We start from the raw sequence: 16082 nt of genomic DNA on the forward strand, positions 1-16082 counted from the left end.
CCCCTCGGGGCGTCGCGCGGAGCGTGAGCTCACGACGAGCGGCCCGCAGCGCGGCCCTGCGTCACGCCGACATCGGTGTGGCCGCGGGTGGGAACACCGGTCAGAGTGCGTGCTCGCCGCGGAGGTGGGCAATCACTTGCGCGGTGGCGCGGACGGCGCTGTCCACGTGGGCCTCGGTCGTCTCTCGGCCCAGGCTGAACCGCACCGACGTGGTGGCGAGCTCCGCGGGGATCCCCAGGGCCGTGAGCACGTGGGAGGGCTCGCTGGAACCGGCCGCGCACGCCGAGCCCGAGGACACGAGCACCCCCAGGTTCTGGAGGTCCACCAGGACGGTTTCGCCATTGACGCCAGGGAAGCAGAAGGACGCGTTGGTCGGTAGTCGCGTGATCCCGTTCCGTCCCGACGTCGCTCCGACGGTTGCTGTCGCACGGCCGGCCGGCGGGATGAGGCCCTCGGAGGTGATCGAGGCTGGCGGGTCGACGGAAACGGCCGGGTCCGCGGACGCAGCCGGGCCGTCCGGAGCGGCCGGGGTGGCACCGCCATTGCCGAGGCCGCCCACAACGTTCCGAGGATCCTGGCCGGTCAGGATTGCGTCCGGTACGGAGTTCAGGATGCCCGAGATCAGTCGGTCACGCAGGGTTGTCGAGTGGGCCGCGTAGGCCACCCGTTCTCGCTCGGCCAGCTCCAGCGCCACCGCCAGGCTCACGGCGCCGGCCACGGTGGAGGTTCCCGAGCGGCGCCCGCGCTCGTGACCGCCGCCGTTCAGCAGCGGGCGCAGCGGGGTGCCGCGCTTGAGCCACAGCAGGCCGATCCCTGGCGGCGTGCCGATCTTGTGTCCCGCCAGCGTCAGCGCGGCCACTCCCAGGTCTTCGACGTTCAGCGGCAGAGTGCCGGCCGCTTGCACGGCGTCCGTGTGTAGTGGAACCCCGTACTCCGCCGCGATCTCCGCCAGGGCGCGGATGTCCTGGACGGTCCCCACCTCGTTGTTGGCGAGCATCACCGACGCCACGGCCACGGTGGTCGGATCGGAGGCGCTGCTGCTCCCGGGAGGGGCATGGGAGGCGACGCCGCGGCAAGGGGCGGCACGGTCGGGGAGGGTGCGAGCGGCGTCGTCGGACACGAGGGCGGCGCGGAAGGTGTCGGGGGAGAGCGCACCGGAGGGATCGACGGGCAGTTCGAGCGTCTCGAAACCGTCATGCCGGGCGAGTGCGCGGGCGGATTCCAGGACGGCGTCGTGCTCGATGGCGCTGACCAGCACGCGGTGACGCGAAGGCTGCCGTTCCTGGCGGGCCAGGGCGATGCCCTTGACCGCCAGGTTGTCCGCCTCGGTGCCGCCGGAGGTGAAGATGATCTCACCCGGGCGGGCCCCGAGGACCGCGGCAACGCGCTGGCGGGCGTCCTCGAGGGCGCGGGCGGCGCGCTGGCCGCGCTCGTGATGACTGGACGCGTTACCGAACCCGCCGGTTAACCACGGCCACATGGCCTCGAGCACTTCGCGGCGCGGGGCGGTGGTCGCCGCGTGATCCAGGTAGATCATGATGTGACCTCTCGTGATGACGGACATGTCGTGCCCGTGACGGGCGATGAGCCGGACTGTAAAAATGGACCATGGAAGAAAATACGCTGACCACCATTGCCCAGGACATGCTCACCGAGGCGCGCGAGGCGTCCAGCGGGCGTTCCGCCCACCACCTCAACGGCGGCCGCGAGCACACGCTGCAGCAGACCATGATCGCGCTGGCCGAGGGCCAAGACCTCAAGGAACACGAGAACCCGGGCGAGGCCACGATCCAGGTGATCACGGGCCGGGTGGAGCTCGTCGCCGGCGACGAATCCGTGCAGCTCGGTCCTGCCCAGTACGCCGTGATCCCGCAGCAGCGTCACTCCCTGCACGCGCACGAGGACTCCGTGGTGCTGCTGACGCTCGTGAACAAGGGCTAGTCCACGGCCACGTCCAGACCCAGGTCCAATGCGCGCACCGAATGGGTGAGCGCGCCCACGGAGATGACGTCCACGCCGGTGGAGGCCACCCTGCCGATGGTCTCCAGCGTGATGCCACCGGACGCCTCCACGATGGCGCGACCGTCCACCACGGCCACGCCGCTGATCAGGTCCGAGTGGGCGAAGTTGTCCAGCATGATGGTGTCCACCCCGCCGGCCAGGACGTCCTCGATCTGATCGAGCCGGTCCACCTCCACCTCAATGTGCGTGGTGTGCGGCAGCTTCTTGCGCAGTTCGCGCAGCGCGTGGGTCACGGAGGTACCGTCCGCGGTGAGCACGGCCAGGTGGTTGTCCTTGAGCATCACGGCGTCCGAGAGGCCGAATCGATGATTGTGGCCGCCGCCGCACGTCACCGCGTGCTTCTCCAGCGCTCGTAGTCCGGGGGTGGTCTTGCGGGTGTCGGTCACGCGGGTGCGCGTGATGGTCCCGGCGGGCAGGTTGTTGGCGCGTTCCACCTCCGCCACGGCCTTCTCGACCTCGGCCACATACCGGGCGGTGAGCGTCGCGATCCCGGACATCCGCTGCACGAGGTTCAGCACGCTGCGTTCGGCGCTCAGCAGTGGTCGCGCCGGGCCGGTGATGGTCGCGATGGCGGTTCCGGGGGTCAGCGGGTCACCATCGCATACGTGGAGCGTGACCTCCAGGCCCGGGTCCGCCGTGGCGAAGCCGGTCCGGATGATCTCTTCTCCCGCGAAAATTCCTGCTTCCCGCGAGGTGATCGTGGTGGTGGCGGTCGCCGCGGCAGGGATCACGAGCTCGGAGGTGATGTCACCCCACGGCGCATCCTCGGCCAGGCTCGCACGCATCACGACTTCAACGGCTGAGCGAGTCAGCATGGTCTGTCCTTTCGGGGGTGGGTGCTGCGGATCCGGAGGCGATCCATGCGGTGCTCGTGGCCAGGCGGGGGTCGGTGGCCGGATGGTCCACGCGCTGATGGGCCCCGCGGGATTCGGTGCGAGCCAACGAGGCGCATACGAGCGCGTGCCCCACGGTCAGGAGGTTCCGGTCCTCCGCTTCAGCCAGGGTTCCAGGGGCCGCCGCCGTATCCTCCTCGTCCGACGACGACGCCGCGAGCCAGCCTTCCAGCCGCGCCTTCGCCCGTTCAAGGCCCTCGGCGGCGCGGAACACCCCGGCGCCCTGCCACATGGCTTGCTGCAGGCCAGCGCGGGAGAACGGTTCGGCGCCGGCCGAGTCCGTCGAGGACGGTTCCCTTCCCGTGGAATACGGCCTGGTGCTGAGCAGCGGGTCGTTTCGGTCTGCCAGGCGGGGCTGGACGTGGGCCGTTGCCTCATCGAGCACGCACGGCTCCGGTTCGCTGCAGAGGGCCACGGGCGACGCGTCCGCGGGTTCCCCCGGACCGGCGAGCAGTTCGCCGATCCTGCGGCCGAGGACCGTAGCTTCCAGCAGGGAATTCGAGGCCAGGCGGTTGGCCCCGTGCATGCCGGTGCGGGCACATTCCCCGGCGGCCCACAGTCCGGGAACAGTGGTGCGGCCCAGCGCATCGGTGGCGATGCCACCCATGAGGTAGTGCGCGGCGGGGCTCACGGGGACCCACTCGGTGGACCAGTCGATGCCTCGCTTCGTGAGTTCGGCGTGGATGGACGGGAACCGGCGGGCCAGGAACTCGGCGCGGGTCAGCCCGGACGGGACGGGGATCGTGGAGCAGTCCAGGTATGCGGCGCCGTCGTCGGATGCCGTGCGCGCCGCGAAGACCGCGCGCGCCACCACGTCCCGGGGGGCGAGTTCCGCGCGGGGGTCCACATCGGTCATGAAGCGGTGGCCGTGCTGATCGCGCAGTACCGCTCCCTCACCGCGGACCGCCTCGGAGATCAGGAACGAACCCGGAGCGGCCATTGCGGTGGGGTGGAATTGGAAGAACTCCAGGTCACGCACCTGGGCACCGGCGCGCAGGGCCAGTGCGATGCCGTCCCCGGTGGCCACCTGGGGATTGGTCGTCCACGGATACAGCTGACCCGCGCCGCCCGTGGCGAGCACCACGTGGTCCGCGGGGAGGAACTCCTCGTCGCCCAGCTCTCCGCCGTGGAGAACCGGGCGGACGGTGCAGCCCACGACCCGGTCACCGACCACGATGACGTCCGTGACCAGGGTGTATTCGCGCAGACGGATATGTCCCCCGTGGGCCATCTCGCGTGTCCGAGCGGACAGGGCCTCCTGGATCGCGTGCCCCGTGGCGTCGCCCCCGGCATGCAGGATGCGCGAGATGCTGTGCGCAGCCTCCAGGCCCTGCACCCACGGGGAGTCGGGGCCGGCCACGTGGTCGAAGGCGACGCCGTGGTCTGTGAGGTCGCGAACAGCCGCGGCGGAGTCCCGGACGACCCCGTGCACCACCAGCGGATCACACAAGCCCGCACCGGCCACCAGGGTGTCCTGGACGTGCAGCCGTACCGAATCCGCGGGGTTTCCGCCGGGGAGGGAGCCGGTCATCGCGGCCATCCCACCTTGGGCGCGATCGGTCGCGGTGTGGGTGAGTGCGGCCTTGGTGACCACGGTGACGCGGGCATTGGCCTCCGCCGCGGACAAGGCCGCGCTGAGACCGGCGACCCCGGTGCCGATGACCAGGACGTCAGTCATGACTCACGCCCCCGGGACGGCGGCGAGCATGCGTTCGAGAGCCACGGACGCCTCCCGTGCGACGTCCTCGGCCACGGACACCTGATTGATCACGCGACCGGCCACGAGTTCCTCCAGGACCCACGCGAGGTAGCCCGGGTGGATGCGGTACATCGTGGAGCACGGGCAGATCACGGGATCCAGGCAGAAGATCGTGTGCTCGGGATGCTCCGCGGCCAAACGGTTGACCATGTTGATCTCGGTACCGATCGCGAACGTCTGCCCCGGCTCCGCGGCCTCCACGGCCTTGCGGATGTGGTCGGTGGAGCCCGAGGAATCGGCGGCGTCCACGACCTCCATGGGGGACTCGGGGTGCACGATCACGGTGCAGCCGGGGTGTTCCGCGCGGGCCTTCTCGATCTGGCCCACCGTGAAGCGCTTGTGGACGGAGCAGAAGCCGTGCCACAGGATCACGCGGGAATCCTGGAGGACCTGCGCGGTGTTGCCGCCCAGCTCCCTGCGGGGATCCCACAGGGGCATGTGCTCCAGCGGCACACCCATGGCCTTGGCGGTGTTGCGACCCAGGTGCTGGTCCGGGAAGAACAGCACGCGCTGGCCGCGGCCGAAGGCCCAGTCCAGCACGGTCCGCGCGTTCGAGGACGTGCACACGATTCCGCCGTTGCGACCGCAGAACGCCTTGAGCGCGGCGGACGAGTTCATGTAGGTCACGGGGATCACGGAGGCGAGCGGCTCGCCGTCCTCGCCCTTGATCGTCCGGCCGTGGGCGTCCGTGGCGTGGGGGCCGAACACGTCCATGAGATCCGCCCAGCACTCCTCCACGGAATCCGCGTCCGCCATGTCCGCCATGGAGCACCCCGCAGCGAGATTGGGAAGGATCACGGACTGGCCGCCCCGGGAGAGGATGTCCGCCGTCTCGGCCATGAAGTGCACACCGCAGAACACGATGGCTTCCGCCTCCGGGCGCGCCTTGGCCTGCTGCGCGAGCTGGAACGAATCACCGATGAAGTCCGCGTGCTTGACCACTTCGTCCCGCTGGTAGAAGTGCCCCATGACGACGGCGCGCTCACCCAGAGTCTTCTTGGCCGCCGTGATCATGGCGTCCAGTTCCTCGGGGGAGGCATCCCGGTAGCGCTGCGGAATGGTGGGCTGCGCGGGGGAGCCGGCCGGAGCGGCGTCGTCCTGGGAAGCACCCGGGCCGTAACCCGCCGAGAGCGGGGCGGGGAACTCCCACGGGTCCTGGGTGAGAGCGGCGTTGCACGAACCGCCCTCAAGGGTCGCCGCGGTGCCGGATGGGCGGGTGGGTAGCAGCGTGAGTCGGGTGGCCACGGAGGTCATGGGGTCTCCTCGGTACGGTCTGACGGGGATGGGCGGAAGAGTCCGGGCGGTTCGGCCGCCGCGAAGCGGTACAGCGTGGGAGGGCGGTGCCGGGCGCCGGCGAGGCGCTCGCCGGTGTCTCGGAGCTGGCCGGAGGACAGGACGTGGCGCCGGAAATTGGGGGGATCCAGGGCTTTGCTGATGATGGCTTCGTGCACCTCGCGCAGGGCCGCGATCGTGAACGTCTCCGGCAGGAACGCCCGGGCCACGGTTGGCTCGGCGATGCGACCGCGCAGGTGTTCCAGTGCGTGGGCCACGATGAGTGAGTGGTCGAACGCGAGGTCCGGCAGGTCGGTGACGCGCAGCCACGTGACGTTGAGGTCGTTCTCGCCCATCGCGGCCTCGTGCGGCGGGAGGGAGGCCCAGTAGACCACGGTGACCTGGCGTTCTTCGGCCCCGGCGGAGCGGGTCAGCCCGCCGAACGTGGCCAGTTGTTCCAGGTGGGTGGGGGCCAACCCGGTGGTCAGGGTGAGGCTGCGCAGGGCGGAGTCCTCGAGATCTTCAGTGGATCGCAATGGACCGCCCGGCAAAGCCCACATGCCGCGGTAGGGATCGCGAATCCGGCGGACCAGGGGTAACCACAGCTCGTGGGCACTGTTCTCGCCCGTGGGGCGGACCGTGAAGATCACCGTGGACACGGCCAGCAGCACGCGCTGATCGGTCATGGCGGCTCCCCGGTCTTCGACGCCCCGCGGGGCCGAATCGTTAGTGTCAAGATGACTCTAACTTGCTAAAGTCGTTATGACCATAAGTGCGACGGGATGCTTCACCCAGCATGGAGCAGGGCGGTCCACCGAGCGGGGGTCCCGTTCCCCGGGGATGCCAGGAGACCATCGGGGTGCGGGAGCGTGTCGGCGGGCCCGGCTTGCCGTGCGCCGTCGCCGACGCCGTCGGTGCGAGGGGTCGAACGCTCGGGATGCCTGCTACCGTGTGCCGTCGCGGTAGCCGTCGTCCCCCACGGCCGTCGAGTCCGTCGCGTTGGAGGTGGCCCCACCGCGGCGTAGCTAACGTCCAGGTCCGAGTGTTCGACGCCGGCCCGGGAGAGGATCTCGCGACCGTAGCGGACTGCTTCAGCAACCGTTCCGCCGTTGGCCACCACGGCGGCCATGATCCGTGCCGCGAAGTCCACGGCGAGCACGTCCGTTCCGGTGCCGTGGGACTGGGATGTGTGCTGGGTGCTCACGGGTGGACCGTCCTCGGACTCGCGGGTGGTGGATGTGGCCGGTGGTGGGTGTTGCTGATGGTGGGTGCCGCTGGTCAGCCTCATTCAGGGCGGGGAGGCCGGACCCCGCGGTGGGCGCGGTAGGGTCACACGTGCACCGCCGCATGGAAAGGATAGGCCCGGGTGAACGCGACCAATCCCTCCGAGCTGGTTCTCACCGGCGAGTTCCGGGAGGCCCTGCAGCGGCTGCACCACGGGGAGAGCGTGTTCCTCACGGGCAAGGCCGGGACCGGTAAGTCCACCCTGATCCGGGAGTTCATGGCCCACACCCGGCGCAACGTGGTGGTCGTGGCACCCACGGGTATCGCGGCGTTGAACGTGGGCGGGTACACGATCCACCGGTTGCTCTCGTTGGCCCCGGGGATGTCCCCGGAGGAGGTGCGGCGCGGGCGGTACTATCCCGGCCGGTTCGCGGCCACCCTGCGCGAGTTGCACACGCTGATCGTGGACGAGGCGTCCATGGTCCGGGCGGATCTCTTCGACTGCCTCGTGGCCGCCTTGGAACGTTTCGGCCCCAAACCCGGGCGCAAGTACGGCGGTGTGCAGCTGGTGTTGGTGGGGGACCTCTACCAGTTGCCGCCCGTGGTCACCGATCACGAACGCGAGTACTTCGCGACCCGCTACTCCACCCCGTACTTCTTCTCCGCGGACACCTACCACCGGGACGACTTCGCCACGGTGGAACTGACCACAGTGTTCCGTCAGCTCGGGGACGACCGTCTCGTGGACATCCTCAATGCCGTGCGGGAGGGTGCGCTGCTCGAGGAGGCCCGCCGGGAGCTCAACGCCCGCACCGACCCGGACTTCACCCCGCCCATCGACGAGTTCTGGCTGACCCTGACCACGACCAACCGGATGGCCACGTCCCGCAACCGCGGGATGCTCGAGCAGATCCCCGAGCCGGCCGTGCACCACTCCGCGATCCTCACGGGGCAGCTGGACGGGTTCGAGATCCCCGTGGACCGGGAGCTCGTGTTCAAACGCGGCGCGCAGGTCATGATGCTCACCAACGATCCCTCCGACCGGTGGGTCAACGGCACGATCGCCAAGGTGGCCGACCACTTCTGGGAGGACGGCGAACTCATCGTGTACATCGAGCTCCCCGACGGTCACCTGGCCAAGGTCGAACCCAACCTGTGGGAGGTGACGCGGCCCGCCGTCGAACACGGAACGCTGCGCCACGACGTGATCGGGACGTACACGCAGCTGCCGTTCCGCCTTGCGTGGGCGGTGACCATCCACAAGAGCCAGGGGCAGACGCTCGACAACGTGGTGGTGGACTTGACCGGGGGCACGTTCGCCGACGGCCAGTTGTACGTGGCGCTGAGTCGCTGCACGTCCTTCGAGGGGCTCGTGCTGCGGCGCAACGTGTTGCCGCGCGATCTCAAGGTCGATCAGCGCATTCGCCGCTTCCTGCGCTCGGGGTCCCGGGACGCGGACACGAGCAAGGGCAACGTGTACCTGGGCATCTGCAGCGTGGGGGACGTGGGCGAGCGCTGGAGGCCCCGGCCCGTGGAGCTCGCCCTGGTCACGGACGACGGCCTGGAGCTGAGCACCCTGGTCAACCCCACGCGGGACATGGGGGACGCCCGCAGCGCATACGGGATCATCGCGGGCCAGGTCCAGCTCGCGCCCCTGCTCACGGACGCGTGGGCCGCGCTCGCCCCGCACCTCGCGGGTCGCGTCCCCGTGGGCGCGGACATCGACCGCCAGCTCGGGTACCTCGATTACGAGCTCAAACGCACGGGGTACGTCACGCACATGCCCTTGGGGTACGACGTCGCCGCGGGGCGGGTCTCCGCCCAGCAGCGCCGCGGTCTCGAGGCGGCGACGGCGCTCGAACGGGCCCGCGCGGTGCGTGAGATCGCGGCTTCGTCGGGCGTCACGGAGGGGCTGGCCGATCCGTTCCCCGAAGCTCAGGACCGGTCGGGCTATCTCATGCCCCGGCCGGACGGCGTCACCGGGTTCACCGTGCGGTGCAGTGCGGATACCGCGGGGCACCCGGGTGCGGTACTCGCCGAGAAGTTGCGGGAGGCCGGGGAGCGCGGGCGGCTCTCTGCGCAGAGCCTCGCGGTGGTGCGCGCCGCGGAGGAGCACACGGGTGAGTACATCCTGGACGGGTCGGCCGATGCGGCTCAGGGGATCGAGGCCGTCCTGGTGCCGGGTGCGCGGATCTGTTTCACCGGAACGGTGATCGGCCCCGACGGGCGGGAGGTCTACCGGGAGGACCTCGAGGACATGGCCGTGGAGCGTGGGCTGCAGCCGGTGGCCAACGTGACCAAGACCCGCTGCGACGTCCTGGTCACCGCGGAGGACGGCTCGCAGTCGAACAAGGCCAAGAACGCCGCGAAGTGGGGCAAGCCGGTGTTCACCGCCCGGGAGTTCACGGCGTGGTGGCGGGGTGAGCCCGCCTCCGCCGGACCGGAGTCGGCCGCGGAAGCGGGCGTGGTGATCCGCCCACTGATCGACCCGGCCGGCTGAACCGGGTTACCTGGAACCGGTGGCCACGGGACCCGGGGTGACCGCAGCGGCGTCGTCGGGCAGGACCGTGCGCTCGCGGCCCTTGCCGCGCACGAACGCGAAGAACACCGCCGTCATGATGACGAGCCACGCGAAGCCTGCGATCAGGGCGATGCGGGTGTCCGGGGTGAAGGCGAGCAGCACGATCACGAACGCCATGAACGCGAGGGCCGCGTACGTGCTCACGCGACCGCCGGGCAGGGGGTAGGAACTGCGCGGGGCGCCGGCGCGGGCGCGCTCGCGGGACATGCCCAGGTGGGAGACCAGGATCATGATCCACACCCACACGGTCGCGAACGTGGCCAGGGACGCGATGATCAGGAACACGTTCTCCGGGATCACCGCGTTGAGCACCACACCGATCAACAACACCACGGCCATGAGCGCCACGGTGAGGGTGGGCACGCCGCTGCGGCCCACATGGGTGAACGCGCGCGGCGCGTGACCCTGCTGCGCGAGCCCGTAGACCATGCGCCCGGAACCGAAGATGTCCGAGTTGATCGCGGAGATCGCCGCGGTGATGATCACCGCGTTGAGGATGTGGGGTGCGAACGGGATGCCCAGGGAGTCGAAGATCTGCACGAAGGGGCTGACCTCGCCGGTGACCTCGTTCCACGGGAAGAGGCTCATGAGCACGAACAGGGTCAGCACGTAGAACAGCAGGATCCGCACGGGCACCGTGTTGATCGCGGCGGGGATGGTCTTGGCGGGGATCCGGGCCTCACCGGCGGTGATGCCGATGGTCTCGATCCCACCGAACGCGAACATCACCACGGAGAAGGACAGCAGCAGACTCGTGAACCCGTTGGGGAAGAGGCCGCCGTGATCCACCAGGTTGTGCAGCCCGGGCGGGGTGTCGGAGGGGACGGCGAAGCCGAAGAGCAGGATCGCGAAACCGCCCACGATCATGAGGATGATGGCCGTGACCTTCACGACCGAGAGCCAGAACTCCAGCTCACCAAAGACCTTGACGTTGAGCAGGTTCAGCCCGGTGATCAGCAGCACGATGGCCAGCACCCAGATCCACTGGGGTGTGTCCGGGAACCAGAACTGCATGTAGATGCCGAACGCCGTGACGTCCGCGAGGGCCACGATCGCCATCTCGAACACGAACGTCCACCCTGTGATGAAACCGGCCAGAGGACCCAGGTAGCGGCCGGCGTACTGACCGAAGGACCCCGAGACGGGGTGGAGCACGGCCATCTCACCGAGCGCACGCATCACCAGGAACACCACGGCCCCGCCCACGATGTACGCGAACAGCACCGCGGGGCCCGCGGTCTGGATGGCCGAGGCCGAGCCGTAGAACAGCCCCGTCCCGATCGCCGAGCCGAGGGCCATGAAGCGGATGTGGCGCACGGTCAGTCCGCGTTTGAGGGCGGCGGGGAATTCGCTCACGGGCGGTCCTTCTCGAGGGTTTCCAGGTGGCGGCCGGGGCGCCGCACACCAGGGGCGGCCGGATCCGGGCCTCTAGGAGATTACACCGGGCGCGTACCCGCCCCGGCTCGTGGGGCGAGGATGAACGGGGTGCACGCCAGGATGCAGGTGCGCCGGCGGAACAGGACGCCGGTGTATCGGTGACAAAGGTGCGCCACGTCACCACCGCTGCGCCGTAATCACGTGTCATGGCCCCGCGGTTGCGTACGTTGGGCGCAGCAGACTCCGCCGGCAGAACGGAACCAGAGATGTCCTCGTCCACGCCCCGTGCCCGCTCGCACGGCACACAGAAGGGAACCGGTGGCCTGCTCCGGGTCCTGAACTGGATCGAGTGGGTGGGCAACAAGCTTCCCGACCCGTTCTGGCTGTTCCTCCTGCTCGCGGGGGTCGTGATCCTGCTCAGCTGGATCCTCTCCGCCGTGGGACTCAGCGCGGTCAACCCCGCCACGGGCGAGACGGTGGCGGTCACCAACCTGTTGGCCCCGGACGGGCTGCGCAAGATGGTCGCGGAAGCGGTCACGAACTTCGTGGAGTTCCCGCCCCTGGGGCTCGTGGTCGTGATCCTGTTGGGCGTGGCCGTGGCCGAACAGTCCGGAATGCTCTCCGCGGCGCTGCGCGGCTCGGTGTCCCGCGTGGGTCCCAAATGGCTGACCTTCGTCCTGGCACTCACGGGCATCACGGGGTCCATCGCCTCGGACGCGATGTACGTGGTGCTGATCCCCCTGGGTGCGCTCGCGTTCAAGGCCGCCGGCCGGTCCCCGGTCGTGGGGCTCGTGGTGGCGTTCTGCTCGGTCGCGGCGGGCTTCAACGCGTCCCTGTTGCCGACGGCGTCGGACGCCCTCCTGGGTGGCATCACCACCGCCGCCGCGGGGCTGATCGACGACAGCGTGATCGTCACCCCGGTCTCCAATTACTTCTTCACCTTCGTGTCGTCGCTCGTGCTCGCGGCGATCATCACCCTGGTCACGGAGACCGTGCTCGCCAAACGCGGTGCGGCGCTCGAGGAGGACACGGATACCAAGCAGCAGAACATGGGGGACTTCGAGGACATGCGCCTGAAGCCCCGCGAGAAGCGGGGTCTGCGCAACGCCGGCATCGCGTTCGCGATCATGCTCGTGATCTATCTCGCGGTCCTGCTGATCCCCGGCTCACCCCTGCGCGCGGAGGACGGTTCCGTGCTGATGTCCCCGCTGCTGCTCAACGTGGGCATCGTGATCGCGGTGATGTTCGCCGTCGTCGGTTGGATCTACGGACGGACCGCCGGGACCATGACCGAGGCGCGACAGATCCCCGAGGCCATGGCCACGGGACTGACCACCGTGACCCCCGTGCTGGTGCTGTTCTTCGCCGCGGCCCAGTTCACCGCGTACTTCCAGTGGTCCGGAATCGGTCCCGTCCTGGCGATCTACGGCGCGGACTTCATCGGCTCGCTGGGACTGCATCCCATCCTCACGTTCACCGGGATCGTGGCGATCGTGGCCGTGATGAACCTGCTCATCACCTCGGGCTCGGCGCAGTGGACCCTGCTGGCCCCGGTGATGGTGCCCATGCTCATGCTGCTCGACGTCTCACCGGAGATGACCCAGGCGTTGTTCCGGATCGGGGATTCCCCCACCAATGTGATCAGCCCCGTGAGCCCGTACTTCGCCCTGGTCCTCGGGTACCTGCGCCGTTACCAGAAGGAAGCGGGCGTGGGCACGCTCATCTCCCTGGTACTGCCGGTCTCGATCGCCATGCTCATCGGCTGGTTCCTGCTGTTCATCGTGTGGTACCTGCTGGGTCTGCCGCTGGGCCCGCAGGACCTCTGAGCCCACGGTGCCCGCGGGACCGTCTGAGTTGCTGGGCGGTCTCTGGGCGGACGGACTGCTGGAGAGACAGCTGGGCACCTCCCGGGGCAGAGGTGGCCTTTCGTGCTGACACCCCCTCCTTTGAGAAAAAGTTCTTCACCCGCGCACGCCATTCAATGGAGGGCCGTATATCGATGCACTGACCGAAAGGAGCGATACCATGCTGAGGGGTGTCCTAGTTTGCGTATTCCTCGCAGTTCTATACCTCTATCCGGGGAACTGCTGCATGGATAGGCCAGGGAGCTATTCAAGCAGTAGTCCCGTCTGACTGTGTTGGAGGTGCGGCTGTGTCGGTACCGGTGCACCGGGGGCGGGCACGAATGGCGTCAGGACTGCGGCGTTGCAGCGCAGCCGTGGGCCATGCTCTCGCGCTGGGGGCTGCGGTGGCCTCTGGTAGTCGACGTGTGTGAGCACCTGACGTTCGCCAGGGTCGCTGAGGGCCTGGGAGTGTCGTGGAACACCGCGAACGACGCGGTCTAGTTGTTGCGGGGCATGAGGTATTCGCCGTGGGTGTGCCACTGAGATGAGGAGCGGGCTCCTCGCCACACGATGTTAGTTCCTACACCGTCCGTCCGCAGCAAGAGAGCCCGTTCATGCCCCACAACATTTAGCATTACCCATTTTTGGCTCCGACGGTTCCATGGACGGCCTGAAAAGGCACGAATACCCGTTCATGGTTCGTGCCTTCTGGTTCACGGAGCGGTACGCGCGTTCGGGTCGCTTGGAGAGAGCTTAGGAACCCGCGCGCACTCCGGTGGGGTCCTTATCGGAATTGGGCCTTCTGGTCGAAGAGTACGACGTAGCCGCCCACAGGATGGCGGGTAATTTTCCGCAAGGGTTCAGTCACCTGGGATTGACTCGAGCTGCGGGACGCGGGTAAATAATCGATCCGCCGGTCAGGCGCCGGTATGGCCCATGCGGCGGGAAATCTCCGTGGCCGCAAGACTGGCCGCATGGCACATGTGCCGCGCCTGTTCCTCACCTACGCGGAAGCGTGGCGCAGCGACCATGAGACCGGCCACCAGATCGCCCCGGTGGTCCCGGATCCCGGCGCAAATGCCCACCTCGTCCACGGAGGTCTTGCCGTAGTTGAGGGCCACGCCCGAGAGGCGGACCTCCGCCAGTTTCCCCAGGTAGTTCGCCACATGGGGTTCGTCCTGGACGGGTAGCTCTATGGCGCCCGACGTGACCAGAGACCGGATACGCGGTTCGGGGTGGTCGGAGAGGAACAGCTGGACGGATGAGCTGTATGCGGTGTTGTACCGGGTGCCCAGAGGGGAGGTGTGCTTGATCGAATGCGGGCTCGGCAATTGTTCCACGCACACCGCCTCGAAGCCGTTCCACAGCAGCAGGGCGGTGGTCTCCCCGGTCTGCGCTGTGAGCTCCTGCATGTGCGGGTAGGCTACGCGCCGAACGTCCATAGTGGCCAGCAGCGGACCGGACACCGTGATCAGCCCCATCCCCAGGCGGAACTGGCGGGACACAGGATCCCGCTCGACCACGTCCGAGTTCTCCAGGGTGGCGAGGATCCGGGACACCGAGGACTTGTGCAGGCCCACCCGGCTCGCGATCTCGGTGACCCCCAGCAGGGGTTCCTCCGCCGAGAAGCAGCGCAGGACGGCCAGGGCGTGGTCGATCACCGAATTGCCCTGCGGTCGCCCCGGTTGCTGGGATGTTGCGCTCATCGGTGTTTCGTCCTTCCGAGGGGTTGTCGACCGGGCCGGGGTGCTCGGTGGTGACACGGGTGGGGGCCGTGGGACGGTGATGCCGTCCCACGCCCCCACCCGTTCGGCGCCACATCGGGTTGCGGCGCCAAGGCCCGATATCGCGGATCAGGCGTCCACGATGTTCTTCTCCGGGCCGTACGGGAACTTGGTGATGTTCTCGGCACCATCCTCGCCGACCACCAGGATGTCGTGCTCACGGTACCCGCCCGCTCCGGGCTGGCCCTCGGGAACGGTGATCATGGGTTCCATGGACACGACCATTCCCGGTTCCAGAACGGTGTCGATGTCTTCACGCAACTCTAGGCCCGCCTCGCGGCCGTAGTAGTGGGACAGCACACCGAAGGAGTGACCATAGCCGAAGGTGCGGTTGGGCAGCAGGTTGTGGGAGATGTAGATCTTGTTCAGTTCCGCGGCGATGTCCTTGCAGACGGCACCGGGCTTGATGAGTTCCAAGCCAGCCTCGTGAACCTCCACGTTGACGTTCCACAGTCGTAGGGACTCGGCGTCCGGCTCACCGAGGAACATGGTGCGCTCCAGGGCCGTGTAATAACCGCTGGTCATGGGGAAGCAGTTTAGTGAGAGGATGTCCCCGCGGCGCAGCTTGCGGGTCGTGGCCCAGTTGTGGGCCCCGTCCGTGTTGATCCCGGACTGGAACCACACCCACGTGTCGCGAATCTCGGAATCCGGGAACGTGCGGGCGATCTCGTGGGTCATGGCCTCGACGCCAGCCAGAGCGACCTCGTACTCCATGATGCCCTCGCGGATGGCCTTGCGGATCGCCTCGCCACCCAGGTCGCCGATGCGGGCGCCGTGCTTGATGACTTCGATCTCTTCTGCGGACTTGATCGTCCGCTGGCGCATGGAGTCCTGGGAGACGTCCACCAGCTCGGCGTCCGGGAAGGTTTCCCGGAAACGACGGCGGATCAGCTCGGGCATCGTGTCGTCCTCCACACCGAGGCGCTTGGCGGTGATCCCGCGCTCCTGCAAGGCCTGCTGGACGCCGTAGTAGTAGTTGTCACGGCGCCAGTCGGTGTAGACGATGTTCTCGCCGTAGCTGCGCCGCCACGGCATGCCGGCGTCGATGTTGGCCGTCACCGAGACGGAGTCCTCGGGGGTGACCACGAGGGCGTATGAGCGGCCGAAGTAGGTGAACAAGAAATCGGAGTAGTACTTGATGCCCTGGTAGCTAGTGAGCACCACGGCGTCCAGGTCCTTCTCCGCCATGATCTGACGCAGCCCGCCCAGTCGACGCTCGAACTCCGCATCCGAGAACGTCAGGGGCGTTTTCTCGCCGTTGTGCAGGACCTTGAGGCGCTCGAGTTCGGAGACGCTGGTGGTGGTTGGGGTATTGGTGGACATTAT

The 16082-nt window shown here is 68.4% G+C and carries 11 protein-coding genes and 1 pseudogene; 4 read left to right on the forward strand and 8 right to left on the reverse strand.

The annotated features are described in order from the left end of the window. Window positions 1-100: 100 nt before the first annotated feature. Window positions 101-1537: a cysteine desulfurase family protein gene (locus ACW9PK_RS06115; RefSeq protein WP_457017066.1), complete on the reverse strand. Its 1437-nt coding sequence runs from the start codon at window positions 1535-1537 to the stop codon at window positions 101-103. Window positions 1538-1608: 71 nt separating this feature from the next. Here ACW9PK_RS06115 and ACW9PK_RS06120 point away from each other — a divergent pair, with 71 nt between their 5' ends. Further along, complete coding sequence (locus ACW9PK_RS06120; RefSeq protein WP_085108234.1) at window positions 1609-1941, forward strand: cupin domain-containing protein; 333 nt, start codon at window positions 1609-1611, stop codon at window positions 1939-1941. Here the strand turns inward: ACW9PK_RS06120 and nadC are convergent. Genes nadC through ACW9PK_RS06140 form a run of 4 tightly spaced genes read right to left on the reverse strand, consistent with a single transcriptional unit; the run spans window position 1938 to window position 6632 of the window. Next, a complete protein-coding gene (gene nadC, locus ACW9PK_RS06125) occupies window positions 1938-2837 on the reverse strand; it encodes a carboxylating nicotinate-nucleotide diphosphorylase (protein WP_167317881.1) in 900 nt (299 codons plus the stop codon). The genes ACW9PK_RS06120 and nadC overlap by 4 nt on opposite strands. After that, window positions 2815-4593 carry an L-aspartate oxidase gene (locus ACW9PK_RS06130; protein WP_457017069.1) on the reverse strand — a complete coding sequence of 593 codons (1779 nt, stop codon included), beginning with the start codon at window positions 4591-4593 and terminating at the stop codon, window positions 2815-2817. The genes nadC and ACW9PK_RS06130 overlap by 23 nt, the downstream gene beginning before the upstream one ends. Window positions 4594-4596: 3 nt before the next feature. Continuing rightward, window positions 4597-5928, reverse strand: coding sequence for a quinolinate synthase NadA (gene nadA, locus ACW9PK_RS06135; protein WP_457017071.1), 1332 nt, complete (start codon window positions 5926-5928; stop codon window positions 4597-4599). Beyond that, on the reverse strand, window positions 5925-6632 hold the full coding sequence (locus ACW9PK_RS06140; protein ID WP_193519169.1) for an NUDIX hydrolase: 708 nt from the start codon (window positions 6630-6632) through the stop codon (window positions 5925-5927). The genes nadA and ACW9PK_RS06140 overlap by 4 nt, the downstream gene beginning before the upstream one ends. A gap of 680 nt (window positions 6633-7312) precedes the next feature. Between ACW9PK_RS06140 and ACW9PK_RS06145 the strand changes: the two genes are divergently transcribed. Continuing rightward, window positions 7313-9670, forward strand: coding sequence for an AAA family ATPase (locus ACW9PK_RS06145; protein WP_457017073.1), 2358 nt, complete (start codon window positions 7313-7315; stop codon window positions 9668-9670). Window positions 9671-9676: 6 nt separating this feature from the next. Here the strand turns inward: ACW9PK_RS06145 and ACW9PK_RS06150 are convergent, their stop codons facing one another. Next, complete coding sequence (locus tag ACW9PK_RS06150) at window positions 9677-11107, reverse strand: amino acid permease (RefSeq protein WP_457017075.1); 1431 nt, start codon at window positions 11105-11107, stop codon at window positions 9677-9679. Between the two features lie 287 nt (window positions 11108-11394). Here ACW9PK_RS06150 and ACW9PK_RS06155 point away from each other — a divergent pair, with 287 nt between their 5' ends. Next, the gene (locus ACW9PK_RS06155) at window positions 11395-12954 is read left to right on the forward strand and encodes an AbgT family transporter (RefSeq protein ID WP_457017077.1); all 1560 of its coding nucleotides are present in this window, start codon (window positions 11395-11397) and stop codon (window positions 12952-12954) included. Window positions 12955-13254: 300 nt separating this feature from the next. Beyond that, a pseudogene (locus tag ACW9PK_RS06160) lies at window positions 13255-13470 on the forward strand (ISL3 family transposase); the annotation flags it as partial. 419 nt (window positions 13471-13889) lie between these two features. On the opposite strand, the gene ACW9PK_RS06165 reads toward ACW9PK_RS06160, so the two are convergent. Then, window positions 13890-14678 carry an IclR family transcriptional regulator gene (locus ACW9PK_RS06165; RefSeq protein ID WP_085108252.1) on the reverse strand — a complete coding sequence of 263 codons (789 nt, stop codon included), beginning with the start codon at window positions 14676-14678 and terminating at the stop codon, window positions 13890-13892. 147 nt (window positions 14679-14825) lie between these two features. After that, complete coding sequence (locus ACW9PK_RS06170; RefSeq protein WP_085108255.1) at window positions 14826-16079, reverse strand: M24 family metallopeptidase; 1254 nt, start codon at window positions 16077-16079, stop codon at window positions 14826-14828. Between the last annotated feature and the right edge of the window lie 3 nt (window positions 16080-16082).

This window comes from Kocuria sp. MNB10, from assembly GCF_054073685.1.

What these genes read in the sequence shown, in the direction of transcription:
- ACW9PK_RS06140 (WP_193519169.1), bottom strand. Translation starts at nt 6,632, where the DNA reads ATGACCGATCAGCGCGTGCTGCTGGCCGTGTCCACGGTGATCTTCACG.
- ACW9PK_RS06165 (WP_085108252.1), bottom strand. Translation starts at nt 14,678, where the DNA reads ATGAGCGCAACATCCCAGCAACCGGGGCGACCGCAGGGCAATTCGGTG.
- nadC (WP_167317881.1), bottom strand. Translation starts at nt 2,837, where the DNA reads ATGCTGACTCGCTCAGCCGTTGAAGTCGTGATGCGTGCGAGCCTGGCC.
- ACW9PK_RS06115 (WP_457017066.1), bottom strand. Translation starts at nt 1,537, where the DNA reads ATGATCTACCTGGATCACGCGGCGACCACCGCCCCGCGCCGCGAAGTG.
- ACW9PK_RS06170 (WP_085108255.1), bottom strand. Translation starts at nt 16,079, where the DNA reads ATGTCCACCAATACCCCAACCACCACCAGCGTCTCCGAACTCGAGCGC.
- ACW9PK_RS06130 (WP_457017069.1), bottom strand. Translation starts at nt 4,593, where the DNA reads ATGACTGACGTCCTGGTCATCGGCACCGGGGTCGCCGGTCTCAGCGCG.
- ACW9PK_RS06155 (WP_457017077.1), top strand. Translation starts at nt 11,395, where the DNA reads ATGTCCTCGTCCACGCCCCGTGCCCGCTCGCACGGCACACAGAAGGGA.
- nadA (WP_457017071.1), bottom strand. Translation starts at nt 5,928, where the DNA reads ATGACCTCCGTGGCCACCCGACTCACGCTGCTACCCACCCGCCCATCC.
- ACW9PK_RS06120 (WP_085108234.1), top strand. Translation starts at nt 1,609, where the DNA reads ATGGAAGAAAATACGCTGACCACCATTGCCCAGGACATGCTCACCGAG.